Genomic DNA, 25,720 nt, shown 5'->3' with positions numbered 1-25,720 from the left:
TAGATACAACTTAAGATATATCTTAACGAGGGTGCAAGGCGTTTTTTCTCCGATCCTCGATCAGCAGACGAGCGGCGCTGTCTTGCGCGAATGCAACAGGTCTTTTTCGGCGAATGTCTGGCGAAGAATAACTTTGAAGTTAAAGTCATCACTCTATTTATTCGAGCAAGTATTCTAAAGTTTCAACTGATCCCTTGCCGTGCAAGGGCGCAAGTGCTGTATGGTTTTTTAACTTTATCTGTATGTAGGGCGGAACTTACAGTCACTGTTTTGAATATCGATTTTTTGTTCTTTTTTCTTGCGGGTCATAGGGTTGTTGAACTACGCGCTTATAGGAAGTTACTTGCTTACTTTCCAGAGGCAACAGTCGATGATGCCCCGGCATTGAAAGTGCAAGTTGATTTGGCTCAACTCCCCTGACCGCTTCTTGAACTTTCAATGCACTCCTTCTCAATAAAGAAAACAAGGTACTGAACGATGTTCAAGAAAATCGCAATCGCTGCTCCTTTGGCACTTCTGGCGCTGGGCTCTTCGGGAGCGTTCGCCGCGGGTGAAGCCGCTCACTCGATCAGCATCGTCGCTCACGTGCCGACCAACGGCTTCTACGTGGTGCCGACTGATCCCGATCTGGTTAACAAGGATCAGGACATGAGCTACCAGCCGGGCACCGGCAGGATGGGCGAAGTCAACGGTTTCTTCGATGTGCGCAACAACAACGGTTCGGTCCATGCCAGCGTGGACAGTGCGCCAAAACTGATCTCGGGTGCCAACAGCATTGATCTCCAGGTCGCGATCAACAACAAAGCCCTCACCACCACCCCTCAGGAAGTCGTAGGCGAGTCTGAGTCCGACGTTAACTTCCGCGCGCCACTGAAGATCAGCGCCATCGGTTCCAACTTTCAGCCGGGTGATTACACCGGTGTTGTAGCGCTGACCTTCGACGCCGTTCCACCGGTCGGTACGCCTTGATCGATTGATCCGGCAACAAACGCTGACGTTCTGTCAGCGTTCACCGCGGGGGCAGCACAGTCTGTCCCGGCGGACTTCCACCGTTCTAATCAGAGTGAGAGTTCATGTTCCCGATGACACCCATCGCGGCTGCGCTTGCGCTGTTGTTTTGTGCCAGCGCTGCCGTGGCTTCCAACTCTGCCGGTACTACGCCGCGCAGTCTGTTGGCCCAGGCCAAAGGCCTGCCGGCAGATTTCGAGGAGCACTTCTTTGATGTGCCTCTGGCGGTTCGGGTCGAACTCGATCATCAGCCCCTGGGCGAGGCCATGGTGGTGTTGTCCCGCGATGATCGCATCACCCTGCTCGAATTCACCGACACCAGTGAAAACCGCTACGGCCCCGCTGATCGCGAGAAATGGGCGGCTTATCTCAAGCCCGGCGTGCCACTGGGCAACTGCACCGGTTCCTGTCCGGATCAGGTGCTGGCCGTGCATTACAACCTGGAAAGTTCTCTGGTTTCGATTCTCACCGCAAACGCTGAGCGCGACCTTGAAGCCAAGCGTTATTACGAGCAGCCCGAAGGTGGCAGCCATGGCTTGATGGTGCGCAATCAACTGAACCTCAACGGCGGCCAGGATCAGGATCTGGGCGGACGCTTTGGTCTTGAGGCCAGCGGCAGCCTGGGTAACTGGAGCCAGACGCTGAACCTGCAACTGGCACGTCTTGGCGGGCCGGACGACAAGCTTTATCACGCTGTACACGAACTGCACACCCAGCGCGAACTGCAAGGCAGTTTTTTTCGCCTGGGCTATTTCACTCCCAATTCCGAGGGGCTGACCCGTCAGCCGCGCACGTTCGGCACCAGCCCGGATACGGCGGTCGGGGTCATGTACGGCAGCTCCGACAGCCTGGCGATCAACAGCCCGATGCCCAGCGTTTATCCGATTTATGTCACTGCCAACCGTCAGGGTTCGGTGGAGATCTGGCGTGACGGTCTGTTGATCAACACCCAGTCGGTGCCTGCCGGTTTGCAGACCCTCGACACCCGGCCTTTGCCCGGCGGTATTTATGAAGTGGAGGTGCGCCTGATCGAAGACGGCCAGATCACCTCGACCACTCAGGAGCTGGTGTACAAGCCCAGTAACTGGCGCAACCTCGACGAGCGCTGGCGCTACAACGTGTTTGCCGGCGAGGAAAGCAAACTGCTGAGCAACTGGGACACGCAGTCCAGTGGTAGCCCCACCGCCGGGGCGGCGCTCAATTACTTGTTGCACCCGCGGGTGATTCTCGGGTTGTCGGCGCGCCAGATCCGCGAAAAACTGCAATACGGTACGTCCATCGACTGGACGCTGGCCAATCACATGAGTCTCTACGCCAACGTCTACAAGACCGAGGATTACGGCACCGGTCTGGATCTGCAAAGCCTCTACAACTACGGATCCGGCAGTGTGGTGATCAGCCACAACCGCAGCTGGCTCGATACCACCAACACCTATGACACCTTGCCCGACGGCACCCGGGTTCGCCCGCGCAATGTGTTCATCGGCCAGACCAGCAACTCGTCGCTGGCGCTCAACCATCGCATCAACAGCAAGAACACCCTCAACGCCCGGGTGTCGCACAGCGAAGGCAATGTCGAAGGCCTGGGCATGGATCTGGGGTGGACCCAACGCACCCAACTGTTTGGCAGCGATGCCAGCTGGCGCTTGTCACTGTTCGATCGGCCGGGCAGCTACAGCAGTGGCGATGCGCGCAACCGCGGGGTCGACCTGAGCGTCAATCTGGCGCTCGGCGCTCCCGGCCAGCAGATTACCGGCAGCATCGGTTCGCGCACCGCTCGCGACGGCAGCCGCGACAACAACGGATCGATCGGCTGGCGCAAGGACTTCAAGGATCATGTGCTGCAAAACGTCTCGGTCACGGCGTTGACCGATACCTACGGTGTCGGCATGTCCAGCCTGGCGAATTTCCGCACCGATTCGGTCAATGGCGATGGCTTTATCCAGCGCTCGTCCTACAACGGCAATTTCACCGGTGGCCTGAACCTCGACAGCACGCTGGTGGTCGGCGGTCAGCAGATGTTGATGACCAGTCAGTACGAAATGCGCGGCGCCGGAATGATCGTCGATGTGGAGTCGGACATCGACGATATCGCCTTGCGTGCCGACGATTACAGCGGCGGCAGCGCGGCGTTGAAACCGGGGCGCAATTTCATCCCGATCACCGCGTATCAGAACAGCTCGGTGAGCTTCGATTTCGAAGGCAATCACGTACCGGCGGCGACGATCGAGCCGGCGCGCACTCGCTATCACCTGAACAAAGGCGGGGTGGAGTATCGCAAGATCCGTGTGATGAAAACCCTGACAGTGCTCGGTCGACTGATCGATGAAGCAGGGCAGCCGCTCAAGGGCCATCACGTGATCAACCACGCCAGCCGTGGCGTGACCGAGGTCGACGGGTTCTTTTCAATGGAAATGAACGCCGGTTCGCCGACCCTCGAAATCCGTCGCGATAATCGGTTGCTGTGTCAGTTCCGCCTTGATGCCAACCAGTACCGCAGTGAAAACAATGTACTGATGATCGGCGATCTGCGCTGTACGCCGGACACCGTGGCTGACGTCAGTGCCACCGCACAGAAGGCGGGTTGAATCGATGAACAAGTCCACGTATGGCCTGGGCCTCTGGCTGGCATTGGCGATGCCGGCCGCCGAGGCGGCGAGCCAGGAGATCCGCGCGTTGTTTCAGCCTGATCCGTCGCAGCCGAGCAAAAACGTGTTCATCAACCAAACGCCGAACAGCGGGTATTGCGAGGCTGCCCCGAGCGAGTGCGCCGATAACCGCATGTTCAGTATTCAATTTCCGATTCGTTTCGAGTCCACCCGCACTCTCCAGCCCGGTGACGCTGTGACGGTCAAGGCACCGGCCAATTGGCGGCAACTGACGGTGACCAATGCCGAGACGCAGGAAAGCGAAACCGTCGAAATCCGCATCATCGGCATCGGTTCGACATTTGTGTTGAGCGACACCGCGGCCAATCTGGTGGGCGTGAGCGACCCGCTTGAAGGCCATCAGAAACTCTGGACCGGCAGCAGCTGGGTCTATGCTCCTGCCCCCTGTATCTATAGCGGTGTCGGTTTCTTTACGCCCAATTACTACCGGTTTTTCTGGAAAACGCCGGTGGAAACGGCCTGCACCAAGATTGCCGCGTTCACCATTCCATCGATGTACTTCAACAATCTGGATTTCGCCTACGAGTTGCGCACGCCCAATCCGTTAGGCATGTCATCGGGTCTTTACACCGGTTCGCTGGCGTATTCCATCGGCAACGGCGGCGATTTCGATCTGGGGCCGTTGATGGCGCCGGACGATGGCAGCCTGAATCTGGATTTCGTGCTCGACGTGCAGCACACCCTCAAGGTCGATCTGCCGCCGGGCGGCAACAAAGTGCTACTCGAACCCGAGGGCGGCTGGATGCGCTGGGTCGACAATGGCCGCCCGCCGACACGCATCTTTCGCGATCAACTGTTCTACATCTCCGCCTCGTCGCGCTTCAAGGTCATGATCCTGTGCGACTCCACGGGCGGTACGCGCTGCAAATTGCGCAGCCCCAGAGGCAATGTCACCGAGGTGGAAACCTATCTCACGCTGCCCGCCGGCATCGATGGGCCCATGGGGCGCACGGTGAGTCAGCTCAAACTGCTTTACAACACGTGGGTCGGTCCTTTTCAACCGGGTTTTTATGTGGACCGCAAGGCCGGCTCATTGCGTTTCGAGATGCCCAGGGATGCCATCGACTTTCTTTTGCGGCCGGGTTTCACCGACACGCTCAGCGGCAATATCACCGTTATCTGGGACTCGGACGTGTGAACGTGCCGGCCGGGGCCTTTTTCCTTTTTTCATGGAGTTGAAGACGATGAACCGTGGTTTTTTGCTGGGCGTGCTCAGCGTGTTTTGCCTGACGGCGCAGGCCGGGCCGCAGATCAATGTCGGTACGGTGTACGACTATCTGGATGCCGACAAAAGTACCTACCTGAAACGGGTGTTCAACAGCGGTGACGCCACTGCGTTCGTCAAGGTCAACGTGCTGGAAATTGTCTACGGTGCCGACGGCATACCGACGGAAATCCCGGTTCAGAACGCTGCCGACGGCGCCTCGCGCAACGGCTTGATGGCCAGTCCGGCGCGGCTGATCGTGCCGGCTCAGGGAATGCAGGGCACCCGTTTGCTGTACATGGGCGCACGCGATCGCGAGCGTTACTTCCGTGTGCGGTTCGTGCCGGTGGTGCCGGAAAAAGAAGACGAGTTCGCAGTCAGCCAGGAAGAGCGTGAAGACTACAAAAAGGCACTGACGGCCGGGGTCAACGTGATGACCGGGTTTGGCACGGTGTTCTTTGTCCGCCCCAAGGAAGCACGCTTCGCCACGGCAATCAATGAAACCGCCAGTCGCTACGAACTGCGCAATGACGGCAATACCGTGGTGATCGTCGACGAGTTCAAAAGCTGTTCGCTGAGTAACGAAACCGACTGCGGCGCGACCACCAAACACCATGTGCTGGCGGGCAAAACCTTCGCTTTCGATAAGGAGAAGGGCCGTGCGTACCGCTTCTTTCTGATCGAGGGCAGCGAGAAGAAGAACCTGACGGTCAGCAGCCGCTAGGTCTGCTTTTCATTGAACGCTACGGGTAACCAACATGATCAAGCAATGCACCGTCGTCGCGCTGATTGCCGCGGCGGCTTTGACCAGCGACGCGGCCTGGGCGGCTCGGGAAGAACACACCTTCGAAGTGACACTGAACGTCCCCAGTCGAGCGTTCTACATCATTCCGGCGGAGCCGGACTGGATTCACCGGCCGCAGCAGCTGCACTGGAACCACCCGACCTCAAGCCTGAGCAGTGTGCGCAAATACTTTGACGTGCGCCACGACACCGGTGCGATTGAGGCGCGCCTGGAGTCCGCGCCCTACCTTTCGAACGGTCGGCCGGCGGACGATATCAGACTGCGCGTGACCTTCAACGAGGTGGAGTTGAGCGCTGAGATGGCGCCGCGTCAGGTGGTGTCGCAGGCCGAAGCCGCCGCGGGCAGTCGGGTGTTGTTGCAAATCGACCCGATCAGACCGGAGGGCGGCTACCGCGCCGGAGATTACGCCGGCAACGTGCTGCTGCTGTTCAGCGCCCGAGCGCCGGGCGAGTGAGTCGGCGCGTGTAGCGCTGGTATCGGTATATTTTTGGAGAACGCCCTTGAGTTTTTTTAGCGCCCCGGGCATCCGGCCATGGATTGGTTTGCTGACGTTGTTCAGCGTCGCGGCAGCGGCCGAAGTGCACAACATTGACGCGACCTTCGAGCCTGACTTTGCCAATCCGCAAAAGAATCAGTTCAAGAATCAGACACAGTCCGAGGGTTTTTGCCGGCAAGCGCCCTGGGCTTGTGAACCTTTCGGACTGTTCAGCCTGATTGCACGAATTTCCTTTGAGGCCAGCGCGCCCATTCAGGCCAATCACAGTGATCCTCGCCTAGGCGGCATGGCCAAAGTCCCCTCCAATTGGCAGAACATCACCGTCACTCACTCTTCCGGTGATACGCAGGTCGTGCAGTTGAGGATTGCCGGTGTCGGTCATGAAACGCAATTGCCGGACCGGGTGGCCGAGTTGACCGGCGGTGGCGGGTGGGACGACCTGTGGGAGGGCGGTGGGTGGATGCACGCCCCGGCGCCGTGCCAGGGTGTCGGCACTTTTTCCGCGGGAGAAGTGGGTTACAACAGTTTCTGGAAAGTGCCAACGGGCGCGGGGGCCTGTAGCAAGCAGGCAAAGTTCGATATTCCGCTGTCCATGCGCTACCTGTATTTCGTCTACGCCTACGAACTGCGCACACCGGATCCGCTGAAGATGGATGCAGGCGACTACACCGGTTCCATCACCTACACCGTCGGCCCGAACATGGATTTCGACATGGGCGATGTGATGATCCCGTCCGACTCGATTCTGACCCTCAACTTCAATCTGAAGGTCACGCACACCATGAAGGTCGATATTCCTCCCGGCGGCAACCGCGTGGTGCTGGAGCCGCTCGGGGGCTGGCAATCCTGGCTGAACCAGGGGCGCAAGCCGACCCGGCTGATGCGCGATCAGACGTTCAATATCTCGGCGTCGAGCCGTTTCAGGATGAACATTGAATGCGAGTACGTCATGGGCAACAACTGCGCGCTATGGGAATCGACCGCTGGCCATGGTGTCCCGCTGGAAGTCAGCGTCACGTTGCCCAACGGCCTGACTGACAGCGCCGGGCAGCCGGTCAAGCGCCGTCGGTTGTGGCGCGATGGCAGTGGTACCGAGTTGTTTCAGCCGGGTTTCTATCTCGATCGCAAGGTTGGCACGCTGCATTTCGAGGTGGCCCGTGATGCGGTGGATGAAATGCTCAAGGACGGGTATGCCCGCAGCTATTCGGGCAATGTCACGGTGATCTGGGATTCGGAAGTGAGTTAGGTGAATTGGCGATTGTGCCGTGTTGACAGGGAAGCTTCGGATGTTCCGAGGTCATTATGGAGAACGACCATGGGTAATGTGTTCACAAGGTGTCTTCGCCTGACAAAGCGCAGCGCGTGGAGCAGTCTGGTGCTGACGCTGGTGGCCGGTGCGGCATCGGCTGAAGTGCATGACATTGACGCCACTTTCGAACCGGACTTTGCCAACCCGCAACGAAATCAGTTCAAGAACCAGACGCCGTCCGAGGGGTTCTGTCGCCAGATCCCGCAGGCTTGTGAACCGATCAGTCTGTTCAGTCTGATCGCGCGCATTCCGTTCGCGGCCAATGCGCCGATTCTGGCCAACCATACCGATCCGCGTCAGGGCGGCATGGCGCGGATTCCGTCGGATTGGCGGGATGTGCAAGTCACCCATTCGTCAGGCGATACGCACAAATTGCAGATCAGGATTGCCGGGATCGGTCACGAACTGGCGTTGCCGCGACCGGTGAACGAATTGACCGGAGGCGGCTGGTGGGACGAGCTGTGGGAAGGCGGTGGCTGGACGTATGCTCCGCCGCCCTGCCAGGGCGTCGGATGGAACAGCGCCGGCCCCTCGGGCTACAACAGTTTCTGGAGAGTACCGGAAGGGGCCGGGACCTGTGCGAAAAAGGCGCTATTCGACATTCCGCAGGCCATGCGCTACCTGTATTTCGGTTATGCCTACGAACTGCGCACACCGGATCCGCTGAAGATGGAGTCGGGCGACTACACCGGTTCCATCACCTACACCGTCGGCCCGAACCTGGATTTCGACATGGGCGATGTGATGATCCCGTCCGACTCGATGCTGACCCTCAATTTCAATCTGAAGGTCACGCACACCCTGAAGGTCGATATTCCCCCTGGCGCCAACCGCGTGGTGCTGGAACCGCTCGGGGGCTGGCAATCCTGGTTGAATCAGGGGCGCAAGCCGACCCGGCTGCTGCGCGATCAGACCTTCAATATCTCGGCATCGAGCCGCTTCAAGATGAGCATCGAATGCCAGTACGTCATGGGCAACAACTGCGCGTTATGGGAAGCGAATGCCGGTCATGAGGCACCGCTGGAAATCAGCGTCAGCCTGCCCAACGGGTTGACCGATGGCGCGGGGCAGCCGGTCAATCGCCGCCGGTTGCTGCGCGATGGCAGTGGCACCGAGTTGTTTCAGCCCGGGTTCTATCTGGATCGCAAGGTCGGCACGCTGCATTTCGAAGTGGCCCGTGACGCGGTGGATGAAATGATCAAGGAGGGAACATCGCGCCGCTATTCGGGCAACGTCATGGTGATCTGGGATTCGGAGGTGGGCTGAGGTCACCAGCCCCCGGAAAGGGGCTGGCCTGGTTCGAGATTCAGAGTCCGGCCCGGCTCAGCGCCTGGCGGGTCAATTCTCGGGATAAATCGTTGCGGGCATAACCGATGTCCTTCACCAGTCTGTCGTAACGGGCCTGGCTCATTTTTTCGCCGCTGAAGACCTCAACGTGGGCGAGCTGCAATTGATCTGCCAGAAGCATTATTCGACGGGCGAGCGGGTTCAGGCGCGACAGATCACTTTCGTCAACCCATTGCGCCTGCGCCTGGCGCAATTCATCGAGCAGACTGATCTTGTTCGCGGCATGCATGTCGTTTGTCGCGTAACGATCCGGGTGGGTGTTGCGCAAATGACGCTCCCAGAAGGCATCGCCGTACAAGTCGATCATGCCGTTGACCAATCCATCGCCGGCTTCACGTTTGATGATTGCGTCGTAGGCAGCATCGATGGTCTTTTGGCTGACACCCGAGGCCGGTTGAAATGGAATGCTTTCGGCATGCCAGGGCAATTCCAGACGTTCGGCCAGTCCTGTCTCGAATGCGATATGCACGTCCATTTCATGCGGTGGCGGTTGCGTCGGGTCCAGCCGGGTTCTTTGTGCCTGGCGGCTGACTTCCTCGTTGGCCAGATCGCTCATTCGGTCAAGACGCGCAGCGCCATGGGCCAACCGGACCAGTTTGTCGTCCAGCACCTCGACCGATGGCGACTCGGCGTAGGCTTTGGCCACCAACACATCGATGCCCATGGCGTTGAAAAGCTGGGCGCCGGCATTGTTGATGTCTTGTGGCGAGGTGATTTCGCTGAACAGTTTTGCGCGCAGTCGCGAATCAACGGCGACTGCATCGATCATTTCCCAGACCCGCCTGGTCAGGTAGGGACGTGACGCTGCGTTCTGGTAGAACCCGTTGTTTTTCTGGTAGGCGATGACAGCAAAAAAGCCTTCGGAGCCGGGCTCTGCCCACACGTCATGCCAGGACTCCTCGCGGTACTTTGCGAGTTGCGCCGAGGGGCTGAACCCATGGTCTTTGGGCAGATCTCGCCAATAGGAGAGCTCATTGCCGGCTGCGGGTGATAGTACTTGCTGCGCGGTCAAACCCGTGGACTCACGGTAGTCGCCGTAACGGATCCGGTCGAGAGGGGCAAGCCTGCCCGGATCGAATCGCGCCCGGCTGAGGATGAACGCCTGGTCGGAGCCGGGCGTGACCTGCGGCAGGGTATCGATCGGCGCCTGGCGCATGTCCAGCATGAAACTGCGCAGACGCGGTGTGTCCATATCACCGACCTTGAACAGACCTTGGGGCCAGGTCTGGATATCGGTGTTGGCCAGACTCAGCTCATTCAACCGATCCATCCGCCCGATATCGGGTGGATGGCGCAAGGGGTTGCCGTTCAGGTTCAATGTTTGCAGCTGTGTCAGCTCACTGAACGGCTCATCGGCAGGGCTGGTCAGGCTGATTTTGTTATCGGCCAGATCCAGCTCCCGAAGCTGACGCATCCTGCCAATCGCCGGTATCACCTGGGTCAGGCCGCACTGGCGAGCGCTCAGTTGATTCAGATGCGGGAAGCTGCTCAGCAAGCCATCGGCGGCTTTGGAAAAGTTTGCATTGTCGAGGTTCAGGGCTCTGATCCGGGCCAGGTGCAGGTCGATGCCCGGTTGCTGGCGCAGCGCCCGCCACCATTTTTCAAGGTCGGGGCCGGAAAAATCGGCGGACAGGTCCAGGGCGTAGCCCTGTTCCGGGTGGTTGCGGCGTTCACCGAATATCTCGCTTTGGCGTTCGAAACACTGGAGCAAGCGCTCCTCGAGATACCTTCCGCCATTGTGCAGGTATTCACCGGGTGGTCCTGGAATGGTTTCTCCATAACTGTCGGTGTCCTGACGATAGCTGTCACGCCACCGCTGCAAGATGTCTTTCAGTGACTTGCGATCGTTCTCCAGTCGCTGGATGGCCTCTTCGTGACCGCCGTTGCGCTTGAGCACCTTGATGAACGTCTCGACCTGCCTTTCGTTCATCTTTGGGTACAGCTTTTTGATCCTCTGCTCTGGCGTAAGCTCACCGAAGAATGTCGGCCAGCCGCGCACCAGCGTTTCTGTTTCAACTGTCGCTACCCGGCGAATGGGCGGTTCGGCCAACAAGGTTCTGCGCTCGCTCGGCGCTGCGGTGGTTTCCATGATCCACGACTTGAACCGGCCAGCATCGGCGCCTTTTTCGCCCAGTGCCGTGCGTTTGCCCTCGGGCAGAGCATCGAGCGTGGCCTGATAAAAATCACTGGGTTCATGAAGGGCGCGGTTGTTGCCATCCAGCACCTCGTACTGGCCGTGTTCATTACGGACGAGCCGCCGCACAAGGGTGGCGTCATCCGCCCCCGCGCTGCAACGCAACGGACCATCATGGACGCCATCGCGCACTTCAATGCGCAGATCGGCAAAGGTATCGGTGTGCACCTTGAGTGCGTTGAGTGCCAGCCGTTCGGTGTCGGGCACCACGCTGTCGTCGCGATAAAAACCCTCATAGGCGCGAGCAGTGGAGGCTTCGAAATTCAGTTCCCGGGCTTGTGCCTTGATCCGCAGCGGCAAGCGGTTGTCATCGACGATACGCTGCACTTCAGCGGGGCTGGCCTGGGTCAGCAGTTTTTCCGCCAGCGTCAGCGGCATTTGAGGAAATGTCTGTTGCACCACGCGGATATCGGCCTTGTTCGAGCGCTCGCCAGCCTGGTACAGGCGCTCGGCCACCTCGCCCCGACGGGCCAGCACCGACTCGGCCAAAAGATCGCGCAGGGCCTGGGGACGTTGCGCAGACGCCACGTCACGACCGAGCAGGGCCTTGCACTCGGCATCATCGAGAAAGCCTGCGAGGCGTTCGGGCAACTCGCCGTTGTTAAGCTCTGCGTGGCTGATGTTCAGGGTGTTCGCCGCTGTCGCAGCGGGATTGCCGTATTGGCGTGAATACCCGCGCAAATCGGCATGCTCATACACCCGCAACGCCCGCTCGCGAGGCCATCCGGGCAAGCCCGTGGTAATGGGTTCAAACCAGACGGCGTCGGGGGCAAGCGGCTGGCCGTCGCGAATGTGGGTGCTTGATAGCTGGACGTCGTCATACGTGCCAAAGCGCTTGATGGTGTCGGCCAGCAAGGGTGGCGGCGGGCTGTTGTGGTCATGCATCTGGCGCAACGCATCGGTGGCGGTGCCGCTGCTGATGCGGATCTGCTCAAGCTCAGTGGGCGTGAACCGTTCGACGTTGTGGCCCAGGCGCTGCATTAGGGTCTGATCCGCCCAGTCGTGCGGACTTTCGGCTTCGTGCAGCCAGGCACCATGCTCGTTGTGCTCGATCTTCGGCCGGTAGGCGTTGGGGCGTGACGGGTGTTTGATCCGGTGCGTTTTCGAGGTCGGTTGTGTCGAGGCTTTTTCGACGCTGTAGAGTTTGCCTTCCAATGGCAGCAGGGTTTCGCGGCCCATCTGATGCAGGCCATGCCCGTCGGGTTTCGAAGCGGCCGGCAGCATCAGTTTCGTTTGTTCGTAAGGGGCCAGATCCGGGTGCCACAGCGCCGGTTTGCCATTGGGCAGTTTCACCGGTTTCATGCCTTCGACCAGCGGTGACAGCTTCAACTTGAAGGCGGCGCCGATCTGGCTGCCGACGCCGAATGCCGCCAGTTGAATGACGTTGGTGACCACACTGATGATGTGTTCGCCCATCTCCTGCCAGAGCCCCTGCGCGAGGTCGACCAACCCTTCGATGACGTCGGTGGTGATCTGGTAAGCCGTGTAAACCATCATCAATTCGCCCAGCCCCGGCACGAACGGTGTGGCGATCAACAGTGCGGCATTGAAGATGTCCGAGACGATCTTCTTGAAGTTGTCCCACCAGGCCCAGCGCGCCTTGCTGTCGGCATCGGCGGTGGACACGGCCAGTTCGCGGGCATCGTTGAGGATATTGTCGAGTTTCTTCTGGTAGGCGTGTGGCCAGTAGTCGGGTGCCAGCGGCACGTGCTGCAACTGCAGTTGCGGCTTGGCCACATCGTCCTTGCGCCATGCCGGGCGGCTGTCGTCTGGATTCTCTTTTTGGTGATACCTGACGATAAACAGGCGTTGCTCAAGTTCGGCAAAAAAGTGTCCGCGCTGCTGCTGGTCGACAAACTGGCTGAAGTACTGCTGGTAGCTTTGCCTGGTCACGGCGCTGACTTTGTTTTCGCGCAACTGGCGCGCCAGCTCGGCCTGGAAAGCCTGCGGCGACGGATATTCCTTGAGTGGATGATCGGGGTCGTTGGGCAGGTAGGCAATCAATCGATTGATCCCGCGGCTGTCGCGCACCGCCGGGATCAGCAGCAGGATGCCGGTCAGGCGCGTACCAAGCATCGACAGGTCGCAGCATTGCTGCCGTCGGCCGTTGAGCATCAGCCGGGTCTGCCCCTCGGCCAGCGCGAGCAGCGTTTTGTAGGCGTCGTACTCGATGTCGTGGGTGAGCAACGCAATGTGCGCGGCGACCGCCAGGGCATCTTTCTGGCTTTGCGTCACTTTGTGTTGAAGCACCGCCTTCGCGACCGGTTCATCCGGCAGCAGGTAGCTTTCGAGGTGCTTTTTGTACTGTGCGCCGATGTCCAGTTCCCGGCACAGCGTCTGGAACTGACGGATGCTCATCGTCTGTCTGATCGGCAGCACATCAAAGTTGCCGAGTTTGTCGGGTTTGCTGATGAAGTCCGAACCGTCCGCGACCTGCTCGTTGCTGGCGAAGTTGTGCAGGGCAGCTTGCAGCAGCGATACCTGCCGGGCGGTGACGCCGTCGGAGAGGTTGAACGCATACCAGGGATTGCTTTTTGGCATGTACAGGTGCAGCCACGTTCGCTCGATGTCGCTATCGCTGTCGGTGTCGCTGGTCAATTCAATGCCGTAGCGTTCCTTGAGCCTGGCCTGCAGCAGTGGGGTGGCGAAGGTGGTCAGGTCGATCCTGGCCAGCAAGCGGTCGACCTCGTTCTGCGAACCCCAGGCTTTGATATTGGCGACTCTGAGCTTTTCCAGATAGGCAGTCGGCGCGCTGGCGTACCAGGCTTGGGTGTTCAGTGGCGTCGCCGCCAGTGCCTCGCCTCGAGCGACCGTGGCGGTCTTGAAGTTGTCATCGACTGCGCTGGCGATAAAGTCGTAGTGCCGCCCTTTGTCCGGTGTTGCTGCCGGCACGGAGGAATCAGACATGGCCAATCATCCTTGATTGTTGGAGGAATGATCAGCCTACCTGCGAGGGGGTAAAACAAAAGTTCAAAGATCAGCGGGCAAGTGGCGCTACGGGGCGCTAACCCGACGAAAATTCGAATCTGAAAAATACATGGATACCACCCGCGAGCGAGAAAAAACGTCACGCTGAATCAGAAATGCCTGACACGAATTGTTACCTCGCTAACGGCTGCAACGGGCCGGTCATGGCCACGCGGGGTGCCTCCACCGGACGGCATTGCGAGTCGCTGCCCGGTTGCAGGTAAGGCGTCAGAATCGGCGCCATGCCCTTGAGCACCTGCACCGGCAGGGCCGAGGTGAATTTGAAGTTCTCCGCCGAGCGTCCCGGAACGAACGCGGTGAGGGTGCCGAAATGGTGATCGCCGATGTAGAACACAAAGGTCGCGGTGCGGTTGATCGACTTCGAACTGAGGATACGTCCACCCGAACCGATGGCTTCGATCCGGTTGTCGCCGGTGCCGGTCTTGCCACCCATGGCCAGCGGACTGCCATCGGCCAGTTTGAAACTGCCGGAAACACGTTTCGCCGTACCGGCGTCCACCACCTGCGACAGTGCTTCGCGCATGGCATTGGCGACTGCCGATGGCATTACCCGTTTGCCGACATGCGGGTCATTCACCAGACGGGTTTCGTACGGTGTGTCGGCAGCGAAGTGCAGGCTGTCGATGCGCAGGGTCGGCATGCGCACGCCGTCGTTGAGGATGGTGCCGATCAGCTCGGCGAGTGCGGCCGGACGGTCGCCGGAGCTGCCGATGGCGGTGGCCAGCGAAGGCACCAGATGATCGAACGGGTAGCCGACTTGCTGCCAGCGCTGATGGATTTCCAGAAATGCCTCGATCTCGAGCATGGTGCGGATGCGGCTGTCGCGAGCACCCTTGTGTTTGCTCTTGAACAGCCAGCTGTAGACTTCCTGACGTTCGAAGTGACTGGCCTTGACGATCTGCGTGAACGTCGCGTCCGGGTTGCTTAGCAGATAGCCCATCAGCCACAGGTCGAGCGGGTGCACCTTGGCGATGAAGCCCTGATCCGGCAAGTCGTAGGTACCCGGGCCATAGGCGTCGTAGAGCCTGATCAGGCGGTCGTCGGTCAGCTTCTCGGTGAGCTTGGCGCCTTTGAGGTGCGAGCGCACGAAACTGTTGAAGTCTTCCTGGCTGGCATTGGGCAGCAGGTAGCGGTGTACGGCGGCCATGCGGATCGGCGTCGGACGCATGCTGTCGAGGAAGGTTTCGAGACGCGCCTGGGTATCTTTGTTTTTGTACTTTTTCCAGAATTTGAGCAGGAATGAGGTGCCTTCGCGGTCGGCGAAATTCGCCAGGTATTCCTGACGCCGCGGGTCGCGGTCGTCCTTGAGCAGTTCGGCGCTGCTGTTGGGGCCGGAATAGGTGACATAGCGCACGACATCGCGCATCAGGCGAATGAACGGCAGGTTGATCGACTCACGCAGGGCATCACGCAGGGTCGGCAGGCGGCCGTTGTCTTCCTTGCGAAAGTTGTGGAATACGTGCAGCCCGCCGCCGGTAAAAAACGCCTCGCCGGGGCTGGCCGAGTATTTGCGGTCCAGTGCGGCGCCGAGCATCTTCGACAGGTCGTGATCCTTGTTCTGGATCAGGTAATCGATGACCCATTGGCTGAGGCGGTCCTGATCCGGTACATCGACTTTTTTCAGTTCCGGCACGCTCATGGCGGCGTACTTGTCGTGCAGTTCGGCGATGATTTGCAGGTAAGTGGTGAGCACGCGCATCTTTGCCGTGGAGCCCAGTTCGAGCTTGCTGCCTTCGTTGATATCGAAGGGCTGGTCGGTACTGTCGGTCTGCACCCGCACGCGCGAGCCGTCCGGGGTCAGTTCGAACAGGGTGAAGCTGTAACGAACCTGAGTGGTGCTGGTGGGTGTCAGCAGGCGTTCACCGAGCAGACCGATTTCGCCAGCGTAGGCCGGGTCGGCAAGTTTTTTCAGGTAGGCGGTGGCTTGGGTTTGCAGGTCACCTTGCAGGGTGCTGGTGGCCGAAAGATCGAGGCGATCGAGGTCGTACAGCGGGCGGTTGAGCATGCTTGCCAGACGACTGCGGGCAACACTGATGCCTTTGTTGGTTTCGATCGGCTGGAGGGTCGGCTGGGTCTGCCAGTCGCGATAGCTGACGGTGCTGGCCAGGGCGGCATCGGCGAGGGCGGTGTCGATCACGCCGTTCTGCTTGAGCAGGCGCAAGTGGCTGTCGGTGAGGTCGGCGAGTTCTTCGCGGCCCTTGGTCAGGTAATGCGACGGCCGACGCTGGGCGATCATCAGCGAGAGCATTTCGCGCAACGCCAGGCCTTTCTCCGCCATGGTTTTCGGGTCGCTCGCCGGGCTGTTCAGCTGTTCGTTGGCCTTACTGAAGTCGGTGCCGTACCAGACGCGCAAGCCTTCGGCCATGCCATGCACTTCACCGTGACCCGGCACTGCCGACAGCGGCACGCTGTTGAGGTAGTCACGAATGATGTTTTGCCGTGCACCGAGGGTTTGCGGGCCAGGTTGATAAGCGCGAATGCTGGCGGAAATCATCTGGCGAATCTTCTCGGCACCGGACACGGTCAGGCCATCCGGTGAATGCCGATATTTCTCCAGCTGTGTCGCCAGAGTACTGCCGCCGGCCGACTGTCCTGGCAGGCGCAGCACCTTGGCCACTTGCGACCACGCGGCCATGCCGAACCGCGGCCAGTCCACGGCCGGGTTGGCCAACGGCTGTTTGGTGTCGAGCAGAAAGCGGTTTTCGATGAACAGCAGGCTGCTGACCACCACCGGCGGGATGGCCGCGAAATTCGAATACAGTTGTTGCGGATAGTTGTACTTGTACAGCGGTGCGGCGCGGCAATCGGTGATCGACAGTCCGGCCTGGATCTTCTCCGAATACGGCACGAACAGGCCTTTGTCGGTGTAGCTGAGCAGGGCGGGCGAAAAACGCGTCTGTTGGGTCACGACATAGTTGCGCTTGAGCAGACGCGGCAAAAACTCATCGAGAGCGCTGTAACCCAGGCGCATATCGAACGGCCCGTTGCCCGGATAACGGATCGCTTCGCTGGGCCCCGGCTCAAGCTTGTAAGTCAGGGACGCCGCATACTGGCTGAGTTCACGGGACTGGAAACGAGAGGTACGCATCTCCTTGGCAGCCGCCAGCCCTACCACGATTGCGATAATCAGCAGCAATAACCAGAAAGCCTTCCACCCGTGCCGGCTGCGGCGGGGTTTTTCAGGGACAGGCGCTTGATCATCCACACGTTCAGTCGGAACCACGGCTTTACTCGAATCGGTTTGCCACAAAGCGCCCATAGTCGATTGATCCATTTACGCAGATTGATCGGACCTGTCTGAAGCTTAGACGGTGGTTGGCGCTGGTGAAAAAAATGTGCGGTCGCGGCCGGCCGGGAGGTACGGCACGGAACATGCGATGCGATGTGGGCGGGTCGAGAGACTTCGCATCAAAAAAACACACGTGTAACTTTTTAGCAGCGGTTATTTTTATGTATTCAAGTTGCTAAAGTCTGGTAGTACTCGAGAACTTCGGCTGTTGAATGTTTTGGTGTTAACTCGGCGCTCAATTTTAGTTGTCTGGGATGACGCCATGTTTGAATTTCGTGGTCAGGTTTTTAGTATTGCCGAACATGTTGATATTGTTGCCGCCGCAACGCCTTCACCACTGTTGAAAATGTCAAAAGAAAATCTGGAGATGTTAAAAGGTTTTGATGCCAATGCACCGCAATGGTTAAAGAGTGCGTCGCCGAAACAACGCGAAGAAGCTCAACGCCTGATAGAAGAAAGTGTGACGGCGCACACGTTGCTGAATAACGCCATGGCAGCGGTGAAAACACCTCATGAATTCGCCGCACCATTGCTGACAAGGGCCATCAAGGAAAGGTCCGGCCTGGATCTGGACGTCAATCGGGTGCAGGTGGATTTGTCCGGTAAAAGTGATTTTCACACCTCGCAAGTTACGCCCGCTTCGCTGCTTGACGCCGCCCTGCATAACTGTCCGGCTGAAAAAAAGGCAATGTTCTTCTTCAAGCCGAATTGCTATATGACGGCGTCTGGAAGGGGGACTGTCGAGGTCGGACTTGGTGTTCATGAGTTTATTGAGTTGTGCAGGCTGCTTGATATCGGCAAACAGTATCAGGCCCATTTGCATACTGCACTGCACTGGGATGACAGCAGTGCTCGGGACAAGCTGAATAAACTGTTCGTCAACTACCAGAAAGCAGCGCTGAAGGCAGCGAGTTACATTGCATTATGTAAGGGTGATATTCGCCGGGAACATTTTGAAGCGTTGATGTCGAGTGTCGAAGGGAAGGAACCCGTTCACGTAGACGGTAAGACGCTGTGGTATCGCAGCTTGAGTTTCAATGAGTTGCCCGTGCACAGCTGTATCATTTTCGAGATCGCCGACCCGGACGATGAAAGCATTCTGGACGACCTGCTGCCGACCGTTGACGGTTACGCCAATAACGGTTTCATCGCTTACATTCCCGACGATCCCGATCATCCCGTCAAGCACTACGCAACAGTGACGGCACTCAAGGCCCGTTTGATCGAACAGTTCGTGCGTCGCGCTGAAAGTGACTCGCCCAAAGCGCCAACGGCCTATCAACAGTTCTTCAGCCGGTTCATGCGTTACAAGGATCGTTCGACGTTCTACTACAGCTTTACCGAAGAGGTTCCAACGGCGTCAGGCAAGCCACGGCTGTGGGATCATGAAACCCGTCGGCAAAAACATCAGCCCGATTTTCTTTTGCAGCTCAGGGTGCTGGACCCATCGGGTGATCCATGGGCTCAGCACTATGACATCTGGACAACATTGCAGCGCGAGTTCAACCAGCGGATTTTCAGCGATGCCCGCGATGCTGCTGTGTCCAATGCCGATGCCGACGTGCGGGATGAGCAGTCCTTGCTCTCGGTATTCCTCGAAGTCGGCCTGGCCGCACTCAATGTGCTGTCTTTTGCCGTCCCGCCATTGGGGTTGGTCATGCTCGGGGTGTCGGCCGTGCAACTGATGGACGAAGTGCTGGAAGGGCTTGAGGAACTCAGCAAGGGCGATAAGGAAGCCGGTTGGCAACACATCACCGACGTGCTGGAAAATATCGGTATTGGTGTGGCGTCTCTTCCGTTGTTGGCCGGCGTTCATTCGGAGTTCACGCCGATTGAAACGCCTGCTGGACAGAAGCGTTTGTGGAAGCCTGACCTGGCACCTTATCGAAGCGACGTCTCGTTGGCAGACGTGAAACCTGATCCACAGAATCAATTTGCGGTCGGCAACAAGCACTATGTGAAGGTCGAGGACGGCGTCTTCGAGACAGTCATCGAACCGGCCACCGGGCAATCGAGAATTCTTCATCCGCACAAACCGCAGGCTTATCAGCCGCTGGTTGAGCAAGACGGGGCTGGCGAATGGCAACATGCGTTGCCACCTCCTTCGACAAAAGTCGAACCGACACCTGCCGGGTTCAGTAACAGGCAGTTTCGCCGCTATGCCGTCAGGCCGTCCGAAGTGTCCCGCCTCAGCCCGGCAGGTAAAGGCATCTTGCAAAGTGCTGACGGACAGCGCCGCTATATTCGCAATATCGATGAGCGGGGCAAGGTGGCGGTGTACCGCGTCAAGAATGATTTCACCCTTAACGCGGAGGTTGTCGACGTCGTCCTTGTCGATTCCGCTTTCAACGAACTTGCGGCTCGCCGGTATCGGCAAGTGGCGCCGGATCAATGGCAACCGCAGTCGCTGTTCGGCGGCAATATCACCGGTGATCCGCATGAGACGGACATCGCTGGCGAACCGCAGCCAGGTACCTCTGGCAGGCCGGTCTGGGTGCGCCCGCCGTTCCAGCGCGAGCGTTTGCCCAACGGTCTGTGGGAGCCTCGGATCGAAGTGGTCACGCTCAACGATGTTCGCCATCTTTCCTACGACTGGGGGCAGTTTGAATTTGTCCCTTTCACCAGCAGGCCGACGAATATTCATCAGGCACTGGCGGCCCCGCAATTCGATAATCTTTCTATCAGCACTGATCTTTTCAAGTCCCAGTTCTGGTCGGATATCCGCAAGATAGATCCGCAAATGACCCATGCCGAAGGAGGAGGGCAGATGATTTTTTCCATGCAAAGGATGACAACTTCCGGCGTGGTTGAAGGCGAATTCAACGCTATCAGCGTGTGGAGCACTCCTGACGAACTGCCACACCAGACCAATGCGTTATCGGGGTATTGGGCGCCTCAGGGAGGATATGTCGACATTCCCGTTCACCCTCGATGGGGTGAGCCCGATCATGTGTTTACACCTGGGTTCAGCGGCTGCTCTTTTATCGTCGATCAGATGGGGGAAAACGTCCTGCGCGTAAGACACGTGGAAGCAGGCAAAGAAGCTGCTCAATACAACGATCTGCCCAGCGACGAACATGGTTGGGGATTGAGTGCCGCCATGGAGTTTCCGGATTACGGCTTGCGTAATGATGAAAACGGCAACGCGTACATGATTCTGACGGGTTTTGCTTACATGAAATATGAGCGGACTACGGGTGAATGGGTGCTTCACTACCAAGCCCAGTATGGTGCCCCGACCATCGCCCAATATTCCGTTAAAGATCCCGGTTTTTTTGACAAGCCAACCCGAGTGGCCAAGGCTTTTTTTCAGGACAAGGTCATCAGAACCGGTTCCAAGGTCGTGAAAACCGTGGTCAACCCGACACGGCAAAGTAACGCAGCTTGATCCCAGATTCCTGAGGATAAAAAACGCGCGTTGAAAAGACGACGCACCAAGGTTGTGCAATACTCGCCGCCGTTTTTAGTGGCGAGTTTTCCTACAGCTACCAGTTGATCTTCCCGGCCAGCTTGTGCATTTGTGGCAACTCCCGCTGAATCTTGTGGTTTATAGAGTGAAAAGACCTGCAACAAGGTTTTTATACTGCACGTCCCGCTGATCTTGCAGGTTGTCTTGCAAGACGCGTTTGCCCACGAAGCTGACGCGGTTTCACAGCAGCCAAGGCCTACCGGCCGACGCTTCGACACTCGGTGGTCATATCCAATAACAAGACGAGGTTGCACCCCTATGCCAGTCGGCAATCAACTGCCTCACGGCGACACCGCTCAGGGCGGTCCGCTCAAACGCGAACTCGGCGAACGGCATATTCGCCTGATGGCGCTCGGTGCCTGTATCGGCGTCGGTCTGTTTCTAGGTTCGGCCAAGGCCATTGAAATGGCCGGCCCGGCAATCATGCTGTCTTACATTCTCGGTGGTCTGGCGATCCTGGTGATCATGCGTGCGCTTGGCGAGATGGCCGTGCACAATCCGGTCGCCGGCTCGTTCAGCCGTTACGCGCAAGACTACCTCGGCCCATTGGCGGGCTTTCTCACGGGCTGGAACTACTGGTTCCTGTGGCTGGTGACCTGCGTCGCGGAAATCACCGCGGTGGCCGTGTACATGGGCATCTGGTTTCCCGATGTGCCGCGCTGGATCTGGGCCCTCGCGGCGCTGATCAGCATGGGCTCGATCAACCTGATCGCGGTGAAGGCCTTCGGCGAATTCGAGTTCTGGTTCGCGCTGATCAAGATCGTCACGATTATCGCCATGGTCATCGGCGGCATCGGCATCATCGCCTTCGGCTTCGGTAATGATGGTGTGGCGCTGGGAATTTCCAACCTGTGGGCCCACGGCGGCTTCATGCCCAACGGTGTGACCGGTGTGCTGATGTCGCTGCAAATGGTCATGTTCGCCTACCTCGGCGTCGAGATGATCGGCCTGACCGCCGGTGAAGCGAAGAACCCGCAGAAGACCATTCCCGATGCGATCGGCTCGGTGTTCTGGCGGATTCTGCTGTTCTACGTCGGCGCACTGTTCGTGATTCTGTCGATCTACCCGTGGAACGAGATCGGCACCCAGGGCAGCCCGTTCGTGATGACCTTCGAACGTCTGGGCATCAAGACCGCCGCCGGCATCATCAACTTCGTGGTGATCACCGCGGCGCTGTCGTCGTGCAACGGCGGCATCTTCAGCACCGGGCGCATGCTTTACAGCCTGGCGCAGAACGGCCAGGCCCCGGCTGGTTTTGCCAAGACGTCGAATAACGGTGTGCCACGTCGTGCGCTGTTGCTGTCGATCGGGGTGTTGCTGTTGGGCGTCATGCTCAACTATCTGGTGCCGGAGAAAGTCTTCGTCTGGGTGACCTCGATTGCCACCTTCGGTGCGATCTGGACCTGGGTGATGATCCTGCTGGCCCAGCTGAAATTCCGCAAAGGCCTGAGCGCCAGCGAACGTGCGGCACTGAAATACAAGATGTGGCTGTACCCGGTCAGCTCGTACTTTGCGCTGGCATTCCTGGTGCTGGTGGTCGGCCTGATGGCGTACTTCCCCGACACGCGCGTGGCGCTGTATGTGGGCCCGGCGTTCCTGGTGCTGCTGACCGTGTTGTTCTATGTGTTCAAGTTGCAACCGCGCAACGTATCGCAAGTGGCGGCGCGTTCGGCTTCGTAAGTTACATAAGCTGAAAAAGCAAAGCCCCGGTCGCGAGATCGGGGCTTTTTTGTTGGCACTGTCGTAGCCCGGCGATACATAACCGCCATGGGGTGAAGTGCTGACCATTCGTCGTAATCGACCCTTGACCTGTAATTTCTGACAGTAGACCGCCAGCGCGTGATGACCTAGGTTGGCTGTTCGCCAAAAACGGCTTTGGCAAGGAACCGAGATGAAAGGATTCTCTGCATTGACTGTGATCGGCCTCGCCGATGGACTGATTCACTGGCAAATATTTTTTGTCCTGTGCACCGCCGCGGGGCTGACTCAAGCCGCGAGTAATTTCGCCGCGTTTTGCGTGGCCGCTGCGTTCTCGTTTTACGTGAATGTGCTGTATACCTTCGAGCGCAATACGTCGGTGCTTGGTTATCTATTGTTTATCGGCGGGATGGGCGGGGTGAGTTTTGCCATCGGTTCGATTGCCGATGCGCAGCACTGGCATGGATTGGTCACCGTGGCGTCTTTCACGCTGCTCAATCTATTGGCGGGCTACCTGTTTTTCCGCTTTGTGTTGTTGCGCGAGCATCGGTAGTAACGCGCCAGTCCGTTGTGCAGACCGGCGCACTGGTCTTTACGCGGCCGCGACTTCTTGCGGCTCGAAACTGTCCGCCCGCGCCATCTGCCACATCCGCGAATAGAACTCGCCGTTCACTTCCCCGGTGAGCAATTCCCCCGGTTTCAGGAACACGTGCAACTGCGAGAACAGTTTGATCTCGGTCGCCGACATGCGCCGCACCAGATGCTTGGCCGACAGTTGCGATGGATGTTCCAGCCCGGCCGCCGCGAGCATTTCCGCCAGCGCCTTCAAGGTATTGCGGTGGAAGTTGAACACGCGCTGCGCCTTGTCCGGCACCACCAGCGCACGTTGGCGCAAAGCGTCCTGCGTGGCCACGCCGGTCGGGCATTTGTTGGTGTGGCAACTCTGCGACTGGATGCAGCCGATGGCGAACATGAAGCCGCGCGCGGAGTTGGCCCAGTCGGCGCCGATGGCCAGCACGCTGGCGATGTCGAAGGCGCTGACAATCTTGCCGCTGGCACCGAGTTTGATCTTGTCGCGCAGGTTCAGGCCAACCAACGTGTTGTGCACGAACAACAGGCCTTCGCGCATCGGCACGCCGATGTGGTCGGTGAACTCGACCGGTGCCGCGCCGGTGCCGCCTTCCTTGCCATCGACGACAATGAAGTCCGGAAGAATGCCGGTTTCCAGCATGGCTTTGGCAATGCCCATGAACTCCCACGGGTGGCCGAGGCAGAACTTGAAACCCACCGGTTTGCCGCCGGACAGTTCACGCAATTGCTGAATGAAATGCATCATTTCCAGCGGCGTGGAAAACGCGCTGTGGCGCGACGGCGACACGCAGTCTTCGCCCATCAGAATGCCGCGTGTTTCGGCGATTTCCTGGGTGACTTTGTGTTTGGGCAAGATGCCGCCGTGGCCGGGTTTGGCACCCTGGCTCATCTTGATTTCGATCATCCGCACTTGCGGGTTCTGTGCCTGGACAGCGAAGCGTTCCGGGTCGAAACGGCCATCGCTGGTGCGGCAACCGAAGTAGCCACTGCCCAGCTCCCAGGTCAGGTCGCCGCCATGTTCGCGGTGATACGGGCTGATGCTGCCTTCACCGGTGTCGTGGGCGAAGTTGCCGAGTTTCGCGCCTTGGTTGAGTGCGCGAATGGCGTTGGCGCTGAGCGAGCCGAAGCTCATCGCCGAGATGTTGAACACCGACGCCGAGTACGGCTGGCTGCACTGCGGGCCGCCGACGGTGACGCGGAAACTGCTCGGGTCGCTCAGTGGCGCCGGGCGCATCGAGTGGCCGATGAATTCGAAACCGGATTGGTAGACATCGATCAGTGTGCCGAAGGGTTTGTCGGCGGTTTCGTTTTTCGCTCGCGAATAGACCAGCGAACGTTGCGCGCGGGAGAAGGGCAGGGCGTCGCTGTCGGATTCCAGCAGGTACTGGCGGATTTCCGGGCGGATGCCTTCGACCAGGTAACGGATGTTGCCGAGGATCGGGTAGTTGCGACGCACCGCGTGCGGGCTTTGCAGCAGGTCGAACAGACCGATCAGACTCAATACGCCGGTGACGGCGGTGATCGGCCACAGCCAGTCATGTTCGAGGAAAGGCAGGCTGGCGAGGGTGAAAATCACGCAGACGGCAAAGAAGGCGTAGCGGCTCAGGAGTGACAGGCTCATACGGTTTCCTTGGTTCGGACTCGGAATAATCAGCGAAGATTCAGGGATAAACACATTCCCTTGTAGGAGTGAGCCTGCTCGCGATAGCGGTATATCAGCTACAAATGATTTGACTGACCCGACGCCATCGCGAGCAGGCTCGCTCCCACAACAAGCCACTTCACCAAACGATCAGGCGTTTTGTGCCTGAAGAAAAATCGAAAACAGCTCGGACTGGGATTTGATTCCCAGCTTGCTGTACATGTGTTTCTTATGGACTTTCACGGTTTCTACGGAGATTTCCAGCTTACGGGCGATTTCTTTACTGGAGCAACCGCTGAGCATCAAGCGCCCGACATCCAGCTCGCGGGCGGTCAGTTGCGCACCTTTGAGTTGTTGCACCGACGCTTCCAGTTGCACCCGCCAGTCTGCCCGGACAGGGGCGGCGACGAGGGCCACGGTTTCGTTGATCTCATAGGGTAGTCGTTGGCGCAGCAGGCCCAGCACCCAGGGCTGGATCAATGACAGCAAGGCGATATGTTCGCCAGTGAAACGTTTTTCACTGCCCAGTGACAGACACAGCGTGCGATCGCCTTCGAGCTGACAATTGAACTGGATTTCGTCGGCCACGACATTCAGACGAAAGTATCGCTGGTAATACTCGGTCAGTTCGAAATGCTCCGGCGCCACCTCCGAGAGGCGATACAGACCGGTGCGCGTTTGCTCGCGGCAGGCGATGTAGAACGGATCGAGCAGGTACAGGCCGCGTAAGTAATCCTGAAACAACGGGTCAGGGTTGCCGTCTGCGCCCGGGCATTCGGCGAAGACTTGCGGGTGTTGATCGGCGCTGAACAGCAGCACCACCCAGCTATCGAACGGCACGTACTGGTCAAGCAGACGCACCAGTTGTGCCCAGAAATTCGGCTTGTCGAGCGCGTCGATCAATTGCCCGACGGCGCGGTGCCAGGTGATGTCGTCAAACGAAAGTGTCATCGATCTACCCCTATCGGGTTACCCCGGCCGCGTGATTCCCTGGCCGCTCGCTTGCTGCGC

Annotated in this window: 15 protein-coding genes; 11 read left to right on the top strand and 4 right to left on the bottom strand. The window is 58.8% G+C overall.

Features of this window, described 5'->3' with window-relative positions:
- Positions 1–90: 90 nt before the first annotated feature.
- The 8 genes from HU718_RS24705 to HU718_RS24670 all read left to right on the top strand — a co-directional run bounded on the left by HU718_RS24705 (position 91) and on the right by HU718_RS24670 (position 8,757).
- Positions 91–420, top strand: coding sequence for a hypothetical protein (locus tag HU718_RS24705; protein ID WP_102900345.1), 330 nt, complete (start codon positions 91–93; stop codon positions 418–420).
- Positions 421–477: 57 nt separating this feature from the next.
- The gene (locus tag HU718_RS24700) at positions 478–969 is read left to right on the top strand and encodes a CS1 type fimbrial major subunit (protein WP_095122442.1); all 492 of its coding nucleotides are present in this window, start codon (positions 478–480) and stop codon (positions 967–969) included.
- A 104-nt stretch (positions 970–1,073) separates the two neighbouring features.
- Complete coding sequence (locus HU718_RS24695; RefSeq protein WP_186615302.1) at positions 1,074–3,596, top strand: CS1-pili formation C-terminal domain-containing protein; 2,523 nt, start codon at positions 1,074–1,076, stop codon at positions 3,594–3,596.
- 4 nt (positions 3,597–3,600) lie between these two features.
- A complete protein-coding gene (locus HU718_RS24690) occupies positions 3,601–4,815 on the top strand; it encodes a hypothetical protein (protein WP_186615304.1) in 1,215 nt (404 codons plus the stop codon).
- Positions 4,816–4,861: 46 nt separating this feature from the next.
- Positions 4,862–5,605 (top strand): molecular chaperone, encoded by a 744-nt coding sequence (locus HU718_RS24685; RefSeq protein WP_150706977.1) that lies wholly within the window; start codon positions 4,862–4,864, stop codon positions 5,603–5,605.
- A gap of 34 nt (positions 5,606–5,639) precedes the next feature.
- Complete coding sequence (locus HU718_RS24680) at positions 5,640–6,140, top strand: CS1 type fimbrial major subunit (protein WP_095122434.1); 501 nt, start codon at positions 5,640–5,642, stop codon at positions 6,138–6,140.
- A 46-nt stretch (positions 6,141–6,186) separates the two neighbouring features.
- Entirely contained in the window at positions 6,187–7,428 is a 1,242-nt protein-coding gene (locus HU718_RS24675) for a hypothetical protein (protein ID WP_186615307.1), read from the top strand.
- Between the two features lie 69 nt (positions 7,429–7,497).
- Positions 7,498–8,757, top strand: a complete 1,260-nt coding sequence (locus HU718_RS24670; protein WP_186615309.1) for a hypothetical protein — start codon at positions 7,498–7,500, stop codon at positions 8,755–8,757.
- A 40-nt stretch (positions 8,758–8,797) separates the two neighbouring features.
- Here the strand turns inward: HU718_RS24670 and HU718_RS24665 are convergent, their stop codons facing one another.
- Both HU718_RS24665 and HU718_RS24660 read right to left on the bottom strand, forming a co-directional pair.
- Positions 8,798–13,939 carry a dermonecrotic toxin domain-containing protein gene (locus tag HU718_RS24665; protein ID WP_186615312.1) on the bottom strand — a complete coding sequence of 1,714 codons (5,142 nt, stop codon included), beginning with the start codon at positions 13,937–13,939 and terminating at the stop codon, positions 8,798–8,800.
- 193 nt (positions 13,940–14,132) lie between these two features.
- Entirely contained in the window at positions 14,133–17,279 is a 3,147-nt protein-coding gene (locus HU718_RS24660; RefSeq protein ID WP_186615314.1) for a transglycosylase domain-containing protein, read from the bottom strand.
- 292 nt (positions 17,280–17,571) lie between these two features.
- Between HU718_RS24660 and HU718_RS24655 the strand changes: the two genes are divergently transcribed.
- The 3 genes from HU718_RS24655 to HU718_RS24645 all read left to right on the top strand — a co-directional run bounded on the left by HU718_RS24655 (position 17,572) and on the right by HU718_RS24645 (position 23,029).
- Complete coding sequence (locus HU718_RS24655; RefSeq protein WP_186615316.1) at positions 17,572–20,697, top strand: dermonecrotic toxin domain-containing protein; 3,126 nt, start codon at positions 17,572–17,574, stop codon at positions 20,695–20,697.
- A gap of 339 nt (positions 20,698–21,036) precedes the next feature.
- Positions 21,037–22,458 carry an amino acid permease gene (locus tag HU718_RS24650; RefSeq protein ID WP_186615318.1) on the top strand — a complete coding sequence of 474 codons (1,422 nt, stop codon included), beginning with the start codon at positions 21,037–21,039 and terminating at the stop codon, positions 22,456–22,458.
- 211 nt (positions 22,459–22,669) lie between these two features.
- A complete protein-coding gene (locus tag HU718_RS24645) occupies positions 22,670–23,029 on the top strand; it encodes a polysaccharide synthesis protein GtrA (protein WP_186615321.1) in 360 nt (119 codons plus the stop codon).
- Between the two features lie 39 nt (positions 23,030–23,068).
- Here HU718_RS24645 and HU718_RS24640 read toward each other — a convergent pair whose 3' ends face one another.
- Positions 23,069–24,688, bottom strand: a complete 1,620-nt coding sequence (locus HU718_RS24640; protein ID WP_186615323.1) for an FMN-binding glutamate synthase family protein — start codon at positions 24,686–24,688, stop codon at positions 23,069–23,071.
- A gap of 171 nt (positions 24,689–24,859) precedes the next feature.
- Positions 24,860–25,660, bottom strand: coding sequence for a helix-turn-helix transcriptional regulator (locus HU718_RS24635; protein WP_186615325.1), 801 nt, complete (start codon positions 25,658–25,660; stop codon positions 24,860–24,862).
- Between the last annotated feature and the right edge of the window lie 60 nt (positions 25,661–25,720).

The sequence above is a fragment of the Pseudomonas tensinigenes genome, assembly GCF_014268445.2.
GTDB classification, from domain to species: domain Bacteria; phylum Pseudomonadota; class Gammaproteobacteria; order Pseudomonadales; family Pseudomonadaceae; genus Aquipseudomonas; species Aquipseudomonas tensinigenes.
This window is presented reverse-complemented; position numbering and strand designations above follow the sequence as displayed.